Annotated in this window: 14 protein-coding genes; all 14 read right to left on the bottom strand. The window is 69.8% G+C overall.

The window, feature by feature from the left end:
* Positions 1–9: 9 nt before the first annotated feature.
* A complete protein-coding gene (locus FBY35_RS00160) occupies positions 10–435 on the bottom strand; it encodes a TadE family protein (RefSeq protein ID WP_186356962.1) in 426 nt (141 codons plus the stop codon).
* Positions 435–650 carry a hypothetical protein gene (locus tag FBY35_RS00155; RefSeq protein WP_142211828.1) on the bottom strand — a complete coding sequence of 72 codons (216 nt, stop codon included), beginning with the start codon at positions 648–650 and terminating at the stop codon, positions 435–437. The genes FBY35_RS00160 and FBY35_RS00155 overlap by 1 nt, the downstream gene beginning before the upstream one ends.
* A gap of 47 nt (positions 651–697) precedes the next feature.
* The gene (locus FBY35_RS00150; protein WP_142211827.1) at positions 698–1,582 is read right to left on the bottom strand and encodes a type II secretion system F family protein; all 885 of its coding nucleotides are present in this window, start codon (positions 1,580–1,582) and stop codon (positions 698–700) included.
* Complete coding sequence (locus FBY35_RS00145; protein WP_142211826.1) at positions 1,579–2,529, bottom strand: type II secretion system F family protein; 951 nt, start codon at positions 2,527–2,529, stop codon at positions 1,579–1,581. Before FBY35_RS00145 ends, FBY35_RS00150 begins: the two co-directional genes overlap by 4 nt.
* Positions 2,526–4,025, bottom strand: coding sequence for a CpaF family protein (locus FBY35_RS00140; RefSeq protein ID WP_142211825.1), 1,500 nt, complete (start codon positions 4,023–4,025; stop codon positions 2,526–2,528). Before FBY35_RS00140 ends, FBY35_RS00145 begins: the two co-directional genes overlap by 4 nt.
* Positions 4,015–4,842 carry a hypothetical protein gene (locus FBY35_RS00135; RefSeq protein ID WP_142211824.1) on the bottom strand — a complete coding sequence of 276 codons (828 nt, stop codon included), beginning with the start codon at positions 4,840–4,842 and terminating at the stop codon, positions 4,015–4,017. Before FBY35_RS00135 ends, FBY35_RS00140 begins: the two co-directional genes overlap by 11 nt.
* Positions 4,842–5,459, bottom strand: a complete 618-nt coding sequence (locus tag FBY35_RS00130) for an SAF domain-containing protein (protein WP_142211823.1) — start codon at positions 5,457–5,459, stop codon at positions 4,842–4,844. Before FBY35_RS00130 ends, FBY35_RS00135 begins: the two co-directional genes overlap by 1 nt.
* Before the next feature lie 111 nt (positions 5,460–5,570).
* A complete protein-coding gene (locus FBY35_RS00125; RefSeq protein WP_142211822.1) occupies positions 5,571–6,446 on the bottom strand; it encodes an ATP/GTP-binding protein in 876 nt (291 codons plus the stop codon).
* The gene (locus FBY35_RS00120) at positions 6,404–6,904 is read right to left on the bottom strand and encodes a hypothetical protein (protein ID WP_142211821.1); all 501 of its coding nucleotides are present in this window, start codon (positions 6,902–6,904) and stop codon (positions 6,404–6,406) included. The genes FBY35_RS00125 and FBY35_RS00120 overlap by 43 nt, the downstream gene beginning before the upstream one ends.
* 502 nt (positions 6,905–7,406) lie before the next feature.
* On the bottom strand, positions 7,407–7,628 hold the full coding sequence (locus FBY35_RS00115; RefSeq protein ID WP_142211820.1) for a hypothetical protein: 222 nt from the start codon (positions 7,626–7,628) through the stop codon (positions 7,407–7,409).
* A 221-nt stretch (positions 7,629–7,849) separates the two neighbouring features.
* Entirely contained in the window at positions 7,850–10,477 is a 2,628-nt protein-coding gene (locus FBY35_RS00110) for an ATP/GTP-binding protein (protein ID WP_142211819.1), read from the bottom strand.
* A complete protein-coding gene (locus tag FBY35_RS00105; protein WP_142211818.1) occupies positions 10,453–11,103 on the bottom strand; it encodes a hypothetical protein in 651 nt (216 codons plus the stop codon). Before FBY35_RS00105 ends, FBY35_RS00110 begins: the two co-directional genes overlap by 25 nt.
* Positions 11,100–12,212 (bottom strand): C40 family peptidase, encoded by a 1,113-nt coding sequence (locus FBY35_RS00100; protein ID WP_260848426.1) that lies wholly within the window; start codon positions 12,210–12,212, stop codon positions 11,100–11,102. Before FBY35_RS00100 ends, FBY35_RS00105 begins: the two co-directional genes overlap by 4 nt.
* 35 nt (positions 12,213–12,247) lie before the next feature.
* Positions 12,248–14,965, bottom strand: coding sequence for a hypothetical protein (locus FBY35_RS00095; RefSeq protein ID WP_142211817.1), 2,718 nt, complete (start codon positions 14,963–14,965; stop codon positions 12,248–12,250).

The raw sequence follows: 14,965 nt of genomic DNA, 5'->3' as shown, positions 1-14,965 counted from the left end.
GCACGTAGTTCACCCTCCCGGGACCGTCCAGCGCTCCACGGGACCGGACGCAGACTGCGTGACCTGCAGGCCTGACACCCCCGGGATCATCGACATGGCCGTTCCGGAGACCTGCACCCGCACACGCTGGCCGTCGCTGCTCACCACGACGCTGTAGCCGCGCAGGCTGTCACCCGCGGTGCGCCCCAGCACGTTCCGCGCCTGGGCCGCACCGTCGGCCGGGCTCGACTCGTAGGCACGGGCCGCGGTGAGACCCTCACGGGCAGCGGTCAGCGCGATCTGCCGTGCGTAGTACCACATGGAGGCCTGGATGACGGCCACCGTGGCAAGCAGCACGAACGGAAAGATGATCGCCATCTGGATGCTGGTGTCACCGCGGTCGTCGCGCCACCTTCGCCCCCGCCACCAGAACTTCAGCCGCCCCGGACGAGCCATCACAGCCCGGAGAGCCTGCCGTTGTACTTAACGATCACGATGGCGATGGTCCCGGCGATCAGCAGAGCGCCGGTGACGGCGGCGACCCAGATGATGACGGTCGTGATGCTGATGTCGCCGCGGTCCGGCCGACGCCGAACCTCCTCCAGTCTCTCCTGCCAACGCGTGGTCATCCAGTGCACCGCACGGTAGGTACGGGCTGCGGTGTGCTTCATGATCGGTACTCCTTGCTCCTTCAGCGGTTCAGCGAGTCGAGGTGGTCTTAGACGGTAAGCATGCGGATGACCGCAGGGAACGCCATCAGGAGCATGACCAAGACGGCGAGCAGGGCTCCCGGAGCGGTCATCTTCTCGCTGGCGGCATTGGCCTCCGCGGCCTGATCGGCCAGCAGTTCGGCGTTGAGCGCGGCGGTGCGGGCCCGCAGTGCCTTGTAGACGGCGGCGCCGTCGGTGGCCGAACCCCGCATGATGTCGGCGACGTCGTCCAGGACAGGCAGGTCGTACTCGGCGGAGAGCTCCGTGAGTGCTTGATAGGGCGGGATCTTCTCCAGCCGGGCCCGGCGCAGGGCGCCCTGCAGATAAAGGAAGGGCCAGCCGCGACCGACCTCGGCGGCCTTCTCCAGGGCCTCCGCGGGGCCGGCGTCGGCGGCCCGCTTGAGCGCGACCAGGTCCAGGTAGGCGGACAGGGCGTGCGTGAACTCTTCCCGCGCCCGCTTGGCCTGGTCCCGCACCGCGAGATCGGGCGTGATGAACAGCAGCCCCGCGATGAGGAGTCCGACGCCGGCGGGCACGTAGAACGGCAGGGAGACACCCGCGATGATCCACGGAATCGTCGCGATCACCGGGCAGAGCAGGCCGAGAGCGGCGAGCGCAGTCTTCTTGAGCATGAACTGGCCCGGACCCTGCCCGAGCAGCGCCAGGTTGATGGTGGGGATGCGGACACCGGGCAGGCGCTCGAGGCGGGCCAGCAGCCACCGGCCCCACCGCTCTTCGCGGTCCAGTTCCGGTTCGGGCATGGTCAAGGTGGCCGGGGCGCTGCGCGCGAGGGCCGGCCCCAACGCGGGCTGGGGGCGCAGGAGTTCCCGCACCAGCAGGGCGAGGCCAGCGCCGACCGTCCCGCCGGTCAGAACGACGGGGAGCAGGTTCACGAGGTCACTCCTTCCGTCTCACGGCCAGCGACCGGCACGTCAGAATCCGCCGAGGGCGCGGGCAGCCGGACTGTGCTGAACGGGTCGGTAATCATGAAGCGGGGGATACGGCGGAAGGAACCCAGCTGCCGCATCAAAGTCAGCACCCCGACGAACCCGGCCATCAGGAAGGCGAGCAGCAGCTGTCCCAGGAGCGTGGAGTACGGCTTCGTGTAGGACGGCACGAAGAAGCCGGCCACCACGACGCCCACGGTGATGATGGTCATCCACCGCACCGTGGTCCGCGGCTTCGCCCGGTCCGCCTCGATGGCGCGCTTCTTGGCGACCTCGTCGCGGACCGTGCCCGCCAGGTCCTCCAGCGCCTGAGCCAGGCCCGGACCGCGGTCGTTGACCGACAGGATCAGCGCGGCGACCACCTTGTCCGCGGTCACATCGTCCAGTTCATCGGCGAACGCGCGTAGCGCTGCTTCCGGTCGCCAGCCCAGGCGCAGACGGTCGGACAGGTTGATGATCTGCGGAGCAAGCTCGTCCGGCGCGCCCTTACGGCTGGTCATCATCGCCTGTTCGAGACCCATGCCCAGCCGGAGGAGGCCGGCCAGCCGCTGGGTCCACTCGCTGAGAGCCTCCAGCTGGCCGATGCGGTTCTGCGCCATCTGCCCCGGGGTGAGCAGCCAGGGCACGCCGATGAAGGCCGCGCCGAGCAGTGCACCGCCCACGAAGTTCCCCGAGACCAGCCACACCGTCACGAAGACCACGACGGCCGCGACCGTAAGGGTCCGCCGGCGCAGCCGAACGTCCTGGCCCAGGTCCTTCCCGGCGCCCCAAGACCGCCACCGCTGGAGCAGCGCCGCCCGGCGCGGCGCAGTGGTGCCCACGATCCCGGCCACGACACCGATCAGTCCGCCGATGACGGCCATGCCGCTGAGCAGTCCCCACAACAGGGTCATCGGCTCACGCCCACCTTCAGCGGCAGCGGGGCCTGCCAGGCCCCGTAGGGCTGCTGCAGCAGTGCCGAGTCGAAACCGACGCGGCGCAGGTCGTCGATGCAGCCCGGGTCCATCCGCGGTACTGCGCGCAGCTCGCCGAACTCCGTGCCGGGGGAGAAGACCTCGTTGGTGGCGGGGCGGCCGGACTCACCGATCCCGGTCAGCTCCAGGACGTGGCTGACATAGCGGTGGCGGCGGCCGCCGATCTGCGTCTCATCCGTCATGTCGATGTACACGATGAAGTCCAGGCCGTTGGCGGTCTGCCGGTAGGCGAGCTGCTCGGACAGGTTGTCCTGGGCCAGCGCGTACAGCTCGGCGATCCGGTCGAAGATGATGTCCGGGCGGCGGGCGTGGATGGTGCACAGGTTGCCGCCCGAGCCGTTCGTCAGCGCCTGCATCATGGCGACGACTTCGGGGCCGCGGACCTCGCCGACCACGATCCGCTCCAGCGACATGCGCAGCGCCGGGTGCATCAGGTCCAAGAGGGTGACCTCGCCGGCGCCGCGGCCGGTGACGTCCTTCTCTCCATTGGACTCGCGCCCGACCAGGGAGACGACTTGGCGGTGGTAGCCGTTGGCGTGGGCGAACAGCTCGTCCTCGGTCTGGATGGTGGCAAACCGTGTCTCGGGGTCGAACTCCTTGAGCATCGCCCGCAGCAAGGTGGTCTTCCCGGCCTTCTGCTTCCCCGCGATCATGATGTTCTTCTCCGCGCGCACGCACGCGCCGAGGAAATCGCGCAGGATCGGGTCGATCGTGCCCAGCCGGAGCAGGTCGTCCAGATCGGCGTGGGAGACCCGGTGCCGGCGGATGACGGCATAGGTCATCGGCCCGAGCCCGGTGATGGCCTGCAGGCGGGAACCGTCCTGCAGGGACAGAGCCAGGGTGGGGTTCGCCGTCGAGATGGTGCGCTCGTTGTGCCCGGACCCCCGCGCCAACTCCCGCAGCAGCTCCAGCAGTTCCTCTTCCGAGTCCGCGATCGGCCCGACCATGCGGCGTTCGCCGTCGCCGTAGTCGAGCCACACCTCGTCCGGCCCTTGGATGATGATGTCCTCGACCCGGTCATCGTCCAGGTACGGCTGCAACCGTCCGGCACGGAAGAGCAGGTCATAGACGGCACGCCGCAGTGCTTCGTCTTCCTGCGGCGCCATCGCCTGGGCATCCGACCACAGGGCGACCGCCTCATTGATCCAGTCCAGGCAGCGCTGCTCTTCGCTCGCCCGGTCCATATCAGGCGTCGTCTTCAGCAGCTCCTCGCGCTGCTTGGCCACCTGAGCCGCGATATGCCGGGCCACCTTGTAATCGACGGTGACCTGAGGCGACGCGGCGCCGAGGACATGCGTACTCGCCGCAGCACCGGCGGGGGCAGGTGCGCCGTTCGCCTGGCGGGGCCACGCCGGCTGGGGGCGGCCGGGCGCCGGAGCCGCCGTGGGATTGGGGTGCAGAGGCCTAGCGCGCACGGGTCACCTCCCCACCTGTGGCACGCACGCCGGCCGGATCGAGGCGGGCCCGCCGCACCGCGGCCCGCTGCACCATCAGCGTGCTGCCCGTACGGGCGGCCTTCATCAGCGGCGACTTGGTGAAACGACGGGGCTGCTCCGCGCCGTCCGACAGCACACGGGCGTCGTCCGGCGCGTACGGCAGGGTCGCCACCACCGGCACCTGCAGAACCCGCTGCACCGCGCCTGCCGGATACGGACCCTCGTTGATCATCAATACGCTGACGTCACCGACCCGCTCCTCCAGCGCGCGCACCCGGCCCTCGGCTGCCTGCAGGCAGCGCAGGGTGTTGCGCACCACCACGAACACGGCGTCGGCCTGCTCGGCCAGGACACCGGACGGGCCGAAGGCCCCCCGGCGCCCGAGGTCGATCAGGACGTCGTGGCCGTGCTCGGCCTCGATGCCGCGGAAGATGCTCCCCAGGGCCTTCCATACCGAGCCCATGCTTGCCGCCTGCGCAGGATCGGTGATGCCCGGCAGCAGCAACCGGTCATGCGGCGACTCCTTCTTCCCGTCCTCGCTGCTCAGGTCGATCAGCTGACGCCAGAAGGCGTCGCCGAGGTCGCCCTGTCGGGCGGCGACCGAGAGGTTCCGCAGCCCGTACCGGTCGCCGAGCGTGCCCTGCAACAGCCCGTGCAGTACAGCGCTGCCGTCCGGGTCGCACTCGGCCAGGATCATCCGCCGGCCCGGCTCCAGCGGCCAGGACAGCAGCAAGGCGAGAGCGCTCGTGGTCACGCCGGGCGCGCCACTGCAGCCTGCCAGTGCGATGACAGCCATCAGCTACCGTCCGCAGCGGCGAGGACCAGGCGCAGCGTGTTGGCCGACACCCATGCGGCAGCGGTGGAGCCGTCCTTCGCGGTGGTGGCGACGTCGACGACCACGATTCCGGTGCCGGGGGCTGCGCTCGAGGCCTTCACGACCCGTCCGTCGATGGTCTGCGGCGCGGCGTCGGACGTCTTGCCGGTGTCCGTCGCGCCCTGGGCCGGGACGTGCACCAGCTGCACCTTCTGGCCCGGCACCAGCGCGGTGGCCGGGATCTGCTTGGGCTCGAGGCCGATCGGCACCAACTGCTCGCCGGCCCTCACCAGCGAGTCCTTCGTCACCTGTGACGGGGCGAGGAGAGAGCCCGGCTTGAGCTCTACAGCGGCCCGCTTGCCCACCACCGAGTCCAGGTCGTCGCTGCGAACCGCCTTTACGGCAGGGTCCAGGGCTAGGGAGGCCTTGCCCAGGTCGTCTTCGGTGAGGACCTGGCCAACCTGGACGTCACGGACCACGGTCACCACCTCGGTACGGTTGCCGACCTGCAGCAGCAGGACGGCAACACCGGCGCCTCCCGCGGCGATCAGCGCCAGCGACAGGGCAATGACACCCGGTCGGCGCCTGCGGGCCGACACCCGCGGGGGAGTGACGGGTCCAGCTACGCGTCCCTGTTGGGGGACTCCGTTCGAGCCTGCTGCGTCTACACGTTCTTGGGTCTCGCTCAACGTTCTGCCCTTCCGGCGGCGTTACCTGACGACCTGCAGCTCGCCGATCGCCACCTGCACGTTGGTCTGCCGGATCTCGGTGAGCTGGCCGGCCGCTCCGCCGCCCTGCCAGTCGATCGTCCACGTCGAGGTCGCGGTCACCTGGTGCTTGCCGTTCTTGGCACCGGCTGAGGTCTTGGAATACACGTGCCCGCAGGTCGGTGACTGGGCCATGCCCTCGGACGCCTGGTAGGGCGTGCCCGGGCCGTTGCACGTCACGGAGGCACCGTCGCCCATCTGCCACACGATCTTCGACACCTTCGCCTTCGCGGTGACGGTCACTCCGCCCGCGGAGGCCGTCGCGGTGTTGGGCCCGAAGGTCGTGGCGCTCTGGTTGACCCACATCCACGTCGGGACACCGACGGTGTACTTCCCCGCCGCCTTCGGGCTGGCTATGTCCGGGCCGAGCAGCGTCATCGAGTCGACCGCGCGCTGCGCCAGGTCCTGCGGATCCACCTGGGGCGCGGGCTGGCCCGGCGGTACGACGACGAAACCGTCCGGGTTGTTCTGACCACCGTCCGAACACTCGCGGAAGTACAGGTCGTTCGTCTTGGGGTCGGCGCCCTTCCAGGCCGGATGGTTGGCCGGCGGCTCCGGGTCCACCTTCACCAGCTTGCACTTCAGCTTGCTGTCGCTGCCGCCCTGCGAGCCGCCCGCCTGCCCATCACTCCCATCGGTCTCGTCGTCGACACCGGCGCCGACGCAGAACTTGATGACCTCGCACTTGCCCGCATCGACATCGGGGTCGTCGTCGGCGTGCGCGGTACCGGCTGAGGCCAGGACGAGGGCGCCGGTGAGTACGGCGAGGCGTCGGGTCAGCAGGCTTGATCTTGAGCGGTCAATTTTGTGACCATCCACGTCTTCCCCCACTTTTCCAGCGTTGCGGTGCTGACGTACCTGGTGAGTCGCTCCGATGGCAGCGGGACCTCCTTCTTCGAGGTCTTGTCGATCAGCATCCAGTTCGTTGTGTCGACGCAGTCCGCGACCGTGGCCTTGGGGATCGCAGCGTCGGTCACCTTGACGACCTTCGGATGGATGAGGGGCTTCCCGGTCGTCACCTGTCCGGCCCGCCGCATGGCTGACAAGTCCTTCTCGATGTCGGCCAGGGCCTGGAGAGTGGTGCTCTTCTTCAGGTCGGTGCCTGCGGAGGTTGCCTTCTTGTAGGCCTCGGTCTGCGCGTCCCATGAGCTGGTGTACGCCGCGATGACAGCAGCGTCCTCGGCGTCGGCGGTGGAACTGGGGGACGACGAACCGGCCGTTTGAGTAGGGCTCTTGGACGGTGACGCGTCCGCGTCGCCGTCGCTACAGCCGGCCATCGCCACCAGACTGCCTGCCAGAAGCAGGGCGGTTGCGTGCTTCCGGGTGCGAGCAGCGGCGATCCTGATCCGTGAAGAGCGCGGTTGTGTTGCGGTCACGTTGTCTCCCCGTACGACGCGGTGCGGTGCGACCGCTGCCCCGGCCCTCCGACATACGACGGCCCAGAACCGCGGCCTGGTCCAGCAGCGGTAATGCGTTTGCGTGACCGTAAGGCTACGCATATGCCAGTCAACTTCCCACCTCGATAATTGAGTTCACTCGTACAACTCGGGACGTATCCGGTCACTTTCGAAACTGGATGTCGATTTGTAGTCGTGTGTATTCGCTCGTCCCGCCAACACCCGATCAGACTTGCTCGTCGGGCCGCACGGACCCTGCGAGTCCGCTGTGCGCGAGAAAGAGATCTTGACCCGCCTGTTCCATTCGGTGGCGGGCCTCCGTGGGACTGGGTGCGACCGGACGTCGCACCCCGAAGCCGCAGAGAAGGAGCCCTCCCTCCGGTCAGGCGGAGGAGGTTGGCCATACCGTGATCACGTCTCCGTCGAGCGTGACGCGCCGGCCCGGGTACTGACCGCGCACCAGGTCCAGGTCGTCCAGGTCCAAGTCACCGAGCCCCTCGACCACACAGGCGCTTCCGACGTACGAGACGGCCCGCGTGCGGACGGGCCACACTCCTTCGACGCACTCTTCGGTGCTGCGAACTTCGTCAGTAGCTAGTGTCATCTGGCATCCCCTAAGTTCAGTGCACACAGGGCACTTTTGGCCTCGCGCCCCACAGTGCAGCAGTAAATTACTGGTTCGCGTACGCAAATCTCAAGTGTTCGCGGGAGCAGTTGCAAGGCTGCGACATTCGGCCGCGGCCTGATGCGGGTCACCGCTCGGTCCAGGGGGCGGAACTCGCCGGTCGCGGCACAGTTCGATCGGTCCTGCGGCTGGGCAAGCGGTCACTCGTACACCTCCTTCGACAGAGGTACCGGGGCGGCGCCGGCAGGGGAGTGCTCGGCGAGGAAGGCGGCGACGCGGCCGAACTGTTCGGCGGCGCGGTCGGTGAGTTGGTCAAGGGGGAGTGCTCTGGCGTTCGCGAGGGCGGCCTGCTCCAGCGCGGGGACCTGCCGAGGGCGGGCCTGAGGGGCGAAGACCGCGTCGAGATGAGGCCCGCGCAGCTGTACCGGTCCGACCCGGCGCCCGTGCACGTTCAGGGAGACGTAGTGCTCGAACCGCTCCATGGTGGCGACCCGGTCAGGGCTGGGGTTGTCGCCCCACTCCGCGGTGATCGGAGCGATCGCGGACTTCGACCCGGCGGTGGTGGCCAGCGTGGATGCGTTCTGTACCAGGGACAGCCGCACCGGCGTTGGAAGGCGGGCCAACAGCTGAGTCATGCCGTGGACCTGGCACTTGTACTTGCGGAAGTCCTCGAACATGCTCGCGAACGTCTCCGGTGCGGCACCGGTCAGTGTGATCAGCTCGTCGAAGTACGGGCGGAACGGCACCCGCTTGTCCTCCGGGGTATCGCGGCGCGAGCGCACAGCTCGCAGCAGATCGCGGGCGAGCAGCGCGGTCACCAGCCGGTCGGTGGGACCGTTGCCGCCCGGGCAGACCCACACGATCATCCGACTGTCCATCGCTGCGCGGATGTTGTAGACCCCGACCGGTTGGCCGAGGAATGCACGGGTGACCGGATTGGAGGCCAGCCGGGCGATCGGGTTGAGGACCACGGCGAACGCGTCGGGCGGCAGTGTCGGGAACACCACCTGCCACCAGGCGCGGGTTTCCTCGTTCAGGCGGCCCGCCACCGCGCCGAGCGCAGCCCGGCGGAACGTTGCATCGGAGAGCAGCGCCCGTACGTGGAAGATCGTGGACTGGTCCTCGGGACGGCCGGCCTGGCAGGCGGCCTCGTTGATGGCGACCAGGACGGCCAGCGCGGCGGTCAGGATGGTGATCGCGCGCGGCGCGCTCACGTCGTCCCAGCCCAGCACGGAAGCGTAGGCGTCGGTGATCGCCTCGACGACCTCGTGCGCCGCCGGGCCCTGGTGCATGCCGAGCGGATTCCACGCACTCACCCGCGGGGAGGGCCCGAGGCCGTTGAGGTCGATCAGCGCGATGCGCCCCATGAGGGTCTCGTGCGCGAGGAACGTGGTGGCGCGCGGCCAGGAGTCACGGTGCGGGTCGAGGAACAGCAACCCGCCACCGGCATGCGCCCAGCCGATCGCCTGCGCCAGCGCGCGTTCCGTCTTGCCGCCGCCGGCCTTGCCCACCCCAACTTCGAACAGCGTCTCCTCGGCGTAGGTGGCGACCAGGCGCTCCCGTCCGTCCGGGCCCCGGTAGATGCCCTGCAGCAGCAGCTCCGGCTCACCAAATTCGAAGGTCGGCAGGTCACCGGCGAGCACGGGCAAACGGCAGTGCGCAGTGGGTGGCTTGAGCAGGCCGGTCAGTTCCTCCAGCCGGACCCAGTTGGCGCGTGGTGGCTGGCAGTGCCCCAGATTCCATCGGCGCTCGAAACCGTGGCGCGTGGGCCAGTGGTCGGCTCCCACCCGCCACGGTCCCAGGCGCCATCCGCGCATGGCCCACCGTGAGCGGCCGCCGAACACGTCGAACGCGGCCTGGAGCTGGGCGAGCCGTGCCTGGGCGCGGCCCTCGGTGTTCGAGGCACACATCACGAGCAGCTGGACCCGGACGAGGTGGTCGTCGTCGGCGAGTTTGCCCAGCGCCTCGGCCGGCTCGACCCGGCGGGGCACTGGCGGCATGACCAGCCGCCGTCCGGCGCCCGAGCTGGGCTTGTCGCTGAGCAGCTGCTGCAGCTGCCAGCCCATCGAGTCCTCGATGCCGCTGGCGTCCTGCCGCAGCCAGCGGGCGGCCCGCTGGGCCTCCCGACGTTCGGACCGGCGCGCGGCTCCCATCAGCTGCAGGCGGCGCGCCCGCAGCGCCCATTTGGGGGCCCGCTGAATGTCGAGCCGGATCTCGGCGAGGTCGCCGAGCTCGGCGCGCAGGTCGGACACGGCGTCAACGAGCGGCTGGAGCGGGTCGGGGGTGAGGGGCACCTCCCGCAAGGGAGCGGTGGGCTTGCCGCGCAGGATGAACTCAGCCCGCACGGCGTGCCGGCGCGGCTCGTCGACGATCGGCCGGGCCTGATTGACGGTGACGTCCGGCCCGAACGGGGTGATGGACAACAGGCGTTGGCCGCCGGCCGGGCCTTCGATGCGGTAGCGCAGCGGGCTGGAGCCGTCCGCGCGCAGCCGGATCTGCACGGCTTTCGCCCTGCGGGGCGCCCACCAGGGCATGGCCGTGGACGCGCGGGCGAGCTGTACGCCGCGGCGGAAAATCTCCTCCAGGCTCGGGGCGAAGTGCCGGTTGGACACCAGCTCCAGGGCCATCCGCTCGACCGAGGCGCGTGCTGCGAGCCGGCGCACGACGATCTCGCCGACGCCCCAGGTCACCGCAATGGCCAGGGCGAGCAGGTACCAGTGGTCGTAGAGCCAGTCAGCGGCGTTGACCAGGCCGGTGAGCAGGCCGAGTACCTGGCTTGCCGCCGTGTCATCGGCCCGATCGGTTACGTACGGGGCTGCGGAGTCCACGTGGAGCCTCCTTCCTTCTTCGACGTCGTACGGGTGAAGTGCAGCTCGGTGATGCGGCCGTCGGTGTAGGTGCCGCCGCGGTCGGTGCCCGCCCACACCAGGTGCACCACCGCCCGGCCGACGCCGTCGCGGCGGGCGATGACGGCCTGGACGCGGAAGCGGGCGGTGGCGAACGCCGGGGCGACCGCCTTATCCCGGTCGACGAAGACTGTTGGCCACTTCGCGCGGCCGACCCCGGTGGTGTCCGCCCGCAGCAGCGCACGGCCGACGGCGCACAGCTGCCGCTCCTCGTCGGCGGCAAGGTCTGCGGGCCAGGCGGCCTCCAGGGCCTGTTGGATAGCCCGATCGCCTGCCACGCCCTCGCCGTGCGGCGGCAGCGCTGGAGCGATGGCCGACGTGGTCGGCGTAGCGGCCGTCGTGTCCGACGCGGGGGCGCGGCTTGCCGCACGGTGCCCGCTGGCGGGTGAGGCTGAGGCGCTGGCTTCGGACGCGGCCCCGGGCGGCAGGGTTGGGGAATCGGATGCGTTGGGCGGGTGTGGCAGGGCCAGCAGGACGACCCCGGCCACGGCCAGGACCAGGGTGGCGATCAGCAGCAGGCGGGGCGAGCGCGGCGAGGACGTCGTCATAGCAGCCGAGCCCCTCCCGCAAAACCGGACATCGCATTGACCGCGTCCAGCCGGACGACGGTGCCCGGGCGCGCGGCGTTGATCATCTGCCCGCTGCCGACGTAGATCCCGACGTGGTAGATCGTGGAATCGCGTCCGGGGGCGTAGGCGTAGAAGACGAGGTCACCTGGCCTGAGGGCGCTCTTTCCGAGGCTGGCGGGGATCCGCTGGCCCTCCCCGGCCTGCGCGGCCGCGGTGCGCGGCAGTTGGATACCGGCCTTGGCGTACGCATAAGTGGTCAGCCCCGAGCAGTCGAAGCCCTTGATGCTCGCGCCGCTCTTTCCGCTCGGTGAGCAGCAGATGCCGTACGACGTGCCTTTGGCGTTGCCGCCGCCCCACGAGTACGGCACCCCCCGCTGGGAGAGTGCGACCTCGATCACCGTGCGGACCTTCCCGGAGACGTTCTTCAGGTTCGGGTCCTTGGCGGCCGCCGTGTACTGGTCGATCCAGCCCAGCACGTTGGCGACGTACTCGCTGGAGTGGTTGTACTGCAGGATCGCGGCCTTGAGCTGGGCACGCTTGGTCAGGTCACGGCCGTTGCCGCACAGGTAGATCGCGGCGCCGAGCGCTGCGTCGTCGGCGTTGTGCGGGTCAGCGGTCTTGTCGCCCCCTGCGTCCTTCCCGGTGCCCTCCCAGGTGGAAGGCAGGAATTGGAAGGGGCCGACTGCGCGCTCCCCGTTCGCGGTGCCGTCCCAGCGGCCGTTGTCGGTGTCCGGGAAGACGGTGGTGTTGCCGCCGGCGCCGGAACCGTTGAGGAGTACCCCGTAGATGCGCGGGCGAATGTCTCCGTTGTCGGCGATGTTGCGGCCGACGGCGTGGTTGGACTCGACCTTGGCGATCCCGGCGAGGATCGGCCAGCGCATGCCCTGACACTTCGGCACATGCTTCCCGACCTGCTGGACTGCCTTCTGGTAGGCAGTCAGCATCCGCGGCGGGATGTCCGCGGCCGTGCCGCCCTCGGCAATCCCTCCGTCGCCCTGCGCACCCGTCTTCAGCGCGACATACGCGCTGATCGCGTTCCCCGCCGACGCGACACAGCACACGACGGCGAACAGCAACAGCACCACCACACACCCGCACCGCGCCATGCGGCGCCGGGCCGGCCTCACTCGTCCTCACCGTCTTCTGGCGGCCAGGAGTCCCATTCCCACTCTTCGCGCCGCCTCTCGGCGCGGGGCGCGGTCCGACGCATCAGTTCCTGGAACCTGGCGCGCGCCTCGTCACGGGTACTGCTGCTTGCGCCTCCGCCTCCGGGAAGTACCGGCCCGGACCTGGTCGGTGCCGGGCCTGCCGGACGCCGGGGCGCACCGCCGCCGAGCCGCGGCGGGGACGTCGGCGGGGCCGACGGCGTGGACGTGGGCGCGCTGGACCGCGGTGAGGAATGACTCGTGGGGCCCGTGGAACTGGAGGAATGTGGCGGAGGCTGAGGCGGCGCCGTCCGGGTCGGCAGGCGATGGCTGACGAAGGGGCCGGGCCCGCCGCTGTCGTCGGTGTTCTCCCGCAGGACACGGGACACATGACGCCCCGTCTCCCCCCAGGCCCGGCCGTCCTCGCGGATCGTGTTGCCCCATACCCGTACCTGCTGGCGGACGTCCTGGGAGTAGTCCGAGCCACCCGACCGGGCCCGGCGGACGTTCGCCGGCAGACCGACCGTCGATCCGTAGGCGGCCCGGCCCCCCCGGTTGAGAATGCGGTAACCGCGAAAGCGGACCAGGCGGTTGTGGGCGCGCGTCGACAGCAGGGTGCGGTCGGTGTTCTGGTCGTGCAGCACCTGGCCGGTGTTGCGGTCGACAACCTGGCCGTCGTCGTTGCGATACCGGTCGGGCGGGCCTCCGGGCCTGCGTGGCCCGCCACCGCCCGAACCGTTCGGCCCGTCATCCCGGGGGCCGCCCGTGGGCGGGTCGCCGTCGGCGGCCGGCTTGCGCCACTTGGCCAGCTCTTCCCTGTCCGGGCGCTTGCCGATCAGCAACCAGCCGGCTCCTTTCACACCCAGCCGAGCCCCCAGCCCGCCCACGGCTGCCGCCGCAGTGAGCGGGGCGAGACCTCGTCCGGCTTCGGCCGTGGCGTAGGCGAGCATCGCGCCGGTGTCGACGGGCATGCCGGCGCCGTCGACGAGGGAGGTGAGCGCGCCCATCAGGCGCTGGCGGGTGCCCAGCAGCCCGAACCTGCCACCTCCGCCGCCGGTGAAGGCGCGTAGTCCGCCTCCGTAGCCGCCCATCGCGGCAGGGGAGTTCATGGCGAGCGCGGCACCGAGCTCGGAGGTGTCGCCCGGCATGTGGGTGCCGCCGACCTTGGCGTAGCGCATCCGCATGGCCATGCGCCGCCCGAAGGAGGTGATCCCGGTCAGCAGTCGACGGTGTCCGGCCGCGCCGGCGATGGCCAGCACGTCGATCAGCAGGATTCGTTCCACCATCAGGTCGGGCCCGTTGGTGATGGTGGCGTCCACAGCGATGCCGAAGAACGGGACGAAGGCGCAGACTCCGACCAGCGTCAGGACCGCGATGCCCCACACCGACAACCACTTCCACACACTCTGGCGCGGTGGCCCGGGCAGCATGGCGGCGATGAAGGTGACACCGCCCGCCGCCGCGGCCGCCGCGCAGATGCCCTGGGTGCCGAGCATCACGATGGCGCTGGAGAGGAGCATGCCGCAGATGAACAGAGCGGCGATCAGCAGCAGCACGGCGCCGCCCACACGCCACCATGTGGGCGTCTTGGCGTACTCGGCGCACGCCTTGCCGACGGGGCCGGCGTCCTCGAGGTCGTTGAGGAAGGCGGCGAACTGCTGGTCTTCTTTGCTCAGGACGGCGCTTGTACCGCTCTCCAGCAACGCCTCGCCCGCCGTGAGCGGCGGCAGTTCGCCGGGGTGCTTGGGGTTTTCATCGCCGTTGTTGCAGTAGTCCCTGAGGGGCCCGCGCACGAGATCGCACTTATCGTCTTTCTTCTTCTCTTCTTCGTAGCCGCCCGTGATCCACTTCAGATGGACCGCGTAGGCCTTGCGGTCGGCCTCCTTGGCCGGGTCGAGGATGCGCCCGTACTGCAGCAGCATGTACGGCTTGACGATCAGCGCGTTGGTGACCGAGTCCTGGATCGGGCGGGCCACGTCCGTCGAGGAAACAGGGGCTTCAACTTCACGCTCCTGGCACTTGACCTCCTGCATGCCGGCCATGCCGTCGCAGGGGCCACGGCTGGCCAGCTTGCCGCCCCAGTCGTAGGAGTTGACACTCTGCTGGGCGACCTCGGCGGCCACCTGCTGGGACTGCCCCAGCGGGCCGTCCTGGGTGAGCAGGTAGTCGGGGCGGACGAACGCACTGGCGGCGAACGCCGCGATCAGCAGGGTCAGGAAGATTTCGCCCAGACCGCGGCCGACGCGGCCGCGCACGATCATGAACCCGGCGAACACGAACGCCCAGGCCAGCAACAGCCCCTTCAGCCCGAGCGTGTCGACGACCACGTTGTCGTAGGCGTCGGCGACCTTCTGCGCCGGACGGATCAGGATCTTCAGCAGCGGGAACCGGAAGGCGACCTCGATCGCCCACCCGGCCAGCCCGACCAGCAGCCGGATGAATGTGAAGAGGCCGGACAGGGCGAAGGCAAGGGACTGCGTCTTGAAGGCGACGATGGAGCCGCCCTCGGAGTTCAGCTCGTAGCCGTTGATCGGCACCCCCTCGGAGGAGGTGATGTTCAACGGTGCGAGGAGGTCACCGGTCTCGCTGTCGCTGCTCGCCGCATACACGACCTGGCTGTTCACCATGACGAACACGCCGGTGAGCAGCAGGACGAAACCGGCCGAGCGGAGGGTGCCGCGGTCTGGACGGAACAT

The organism is Streptomyces sp. SLBN-118, assembly GCF_006715635.1.
Lineage (GTDB): Bacteria > Actinomycetota > Actinomycetes > Streptomycetales > Streptomycetaceae > Streptomyces.
The sequence above is the reverse complement of the archived record's forward strand: the minus strand, read 5'-3'. Positions and strand labels throughout refer to the sequence as shown.

What these genes read in the sequence shown, in the direction of transcription:
- FBY35_RS00115 (WP_142211820.1), bottom strand. Translation starts at nt 7,628, where the DNA reads ATGACACTAGCTACTGACGAAGTTCGCAGCACCGAAGAGTGCGTCGAA.
- FBY35_RS00105 (WP_142211818.1), bottom strand. Translation starts at nt 11,103, where the DNA reads ATGACGACGTCCTCGCCGCGCTCGCCCCGCCTGCTGCTGATCGCCACC.
- FBY35_RS00145 (WP_142211826.1), bottom strand. Translation starts at nt 2,529, where the DNA reads ATGACCCTGTTGTGGGGACTGCTCAGCGGCATGGCCGTCATCGGCGGA.
- FBY35_RS00120 (WP_142211821.1), bottom strand. Translation starts at nt 6,904, where the DNA reads ATGGCCGGCTGTAGCGACGGCGACGCGGACGCGTCACCGTCCAAGAGC.
- FBY35_RS00155 (WP_142211828.1), bottom strand. Translation starts at nt 650, where the DNA reads ATGAAGCACACCGCAGCCCGTACCTACCGTGCGGTGCACTGGATGACC.
- FBY35_RS00135 (WP_142211824.1), bottom strand. Translation starts at nt 4,842, where the DNA reads ATGGCTGTCATCGCACTGGCAGGCTGCAGTGGCGCGCCCGGCGTGACC.
- FBY35_RS00095 (WP_142211817.1), bottom strand. Translation starts at nt 14,965, where the DNA reads ATGTTCCGTCCAGACCGCGGCACCCTCCGCTCGGCCGGTTTCGTCCTG.
- FBY35_RS00160 (WP_186356962.1), bottom strand. Translation starts at nt 435, where the DNA reads ATGGCTCGTCCGGGGCGGCTGAAGTTCTGGTGGCGGGGGCGAAGGTGG.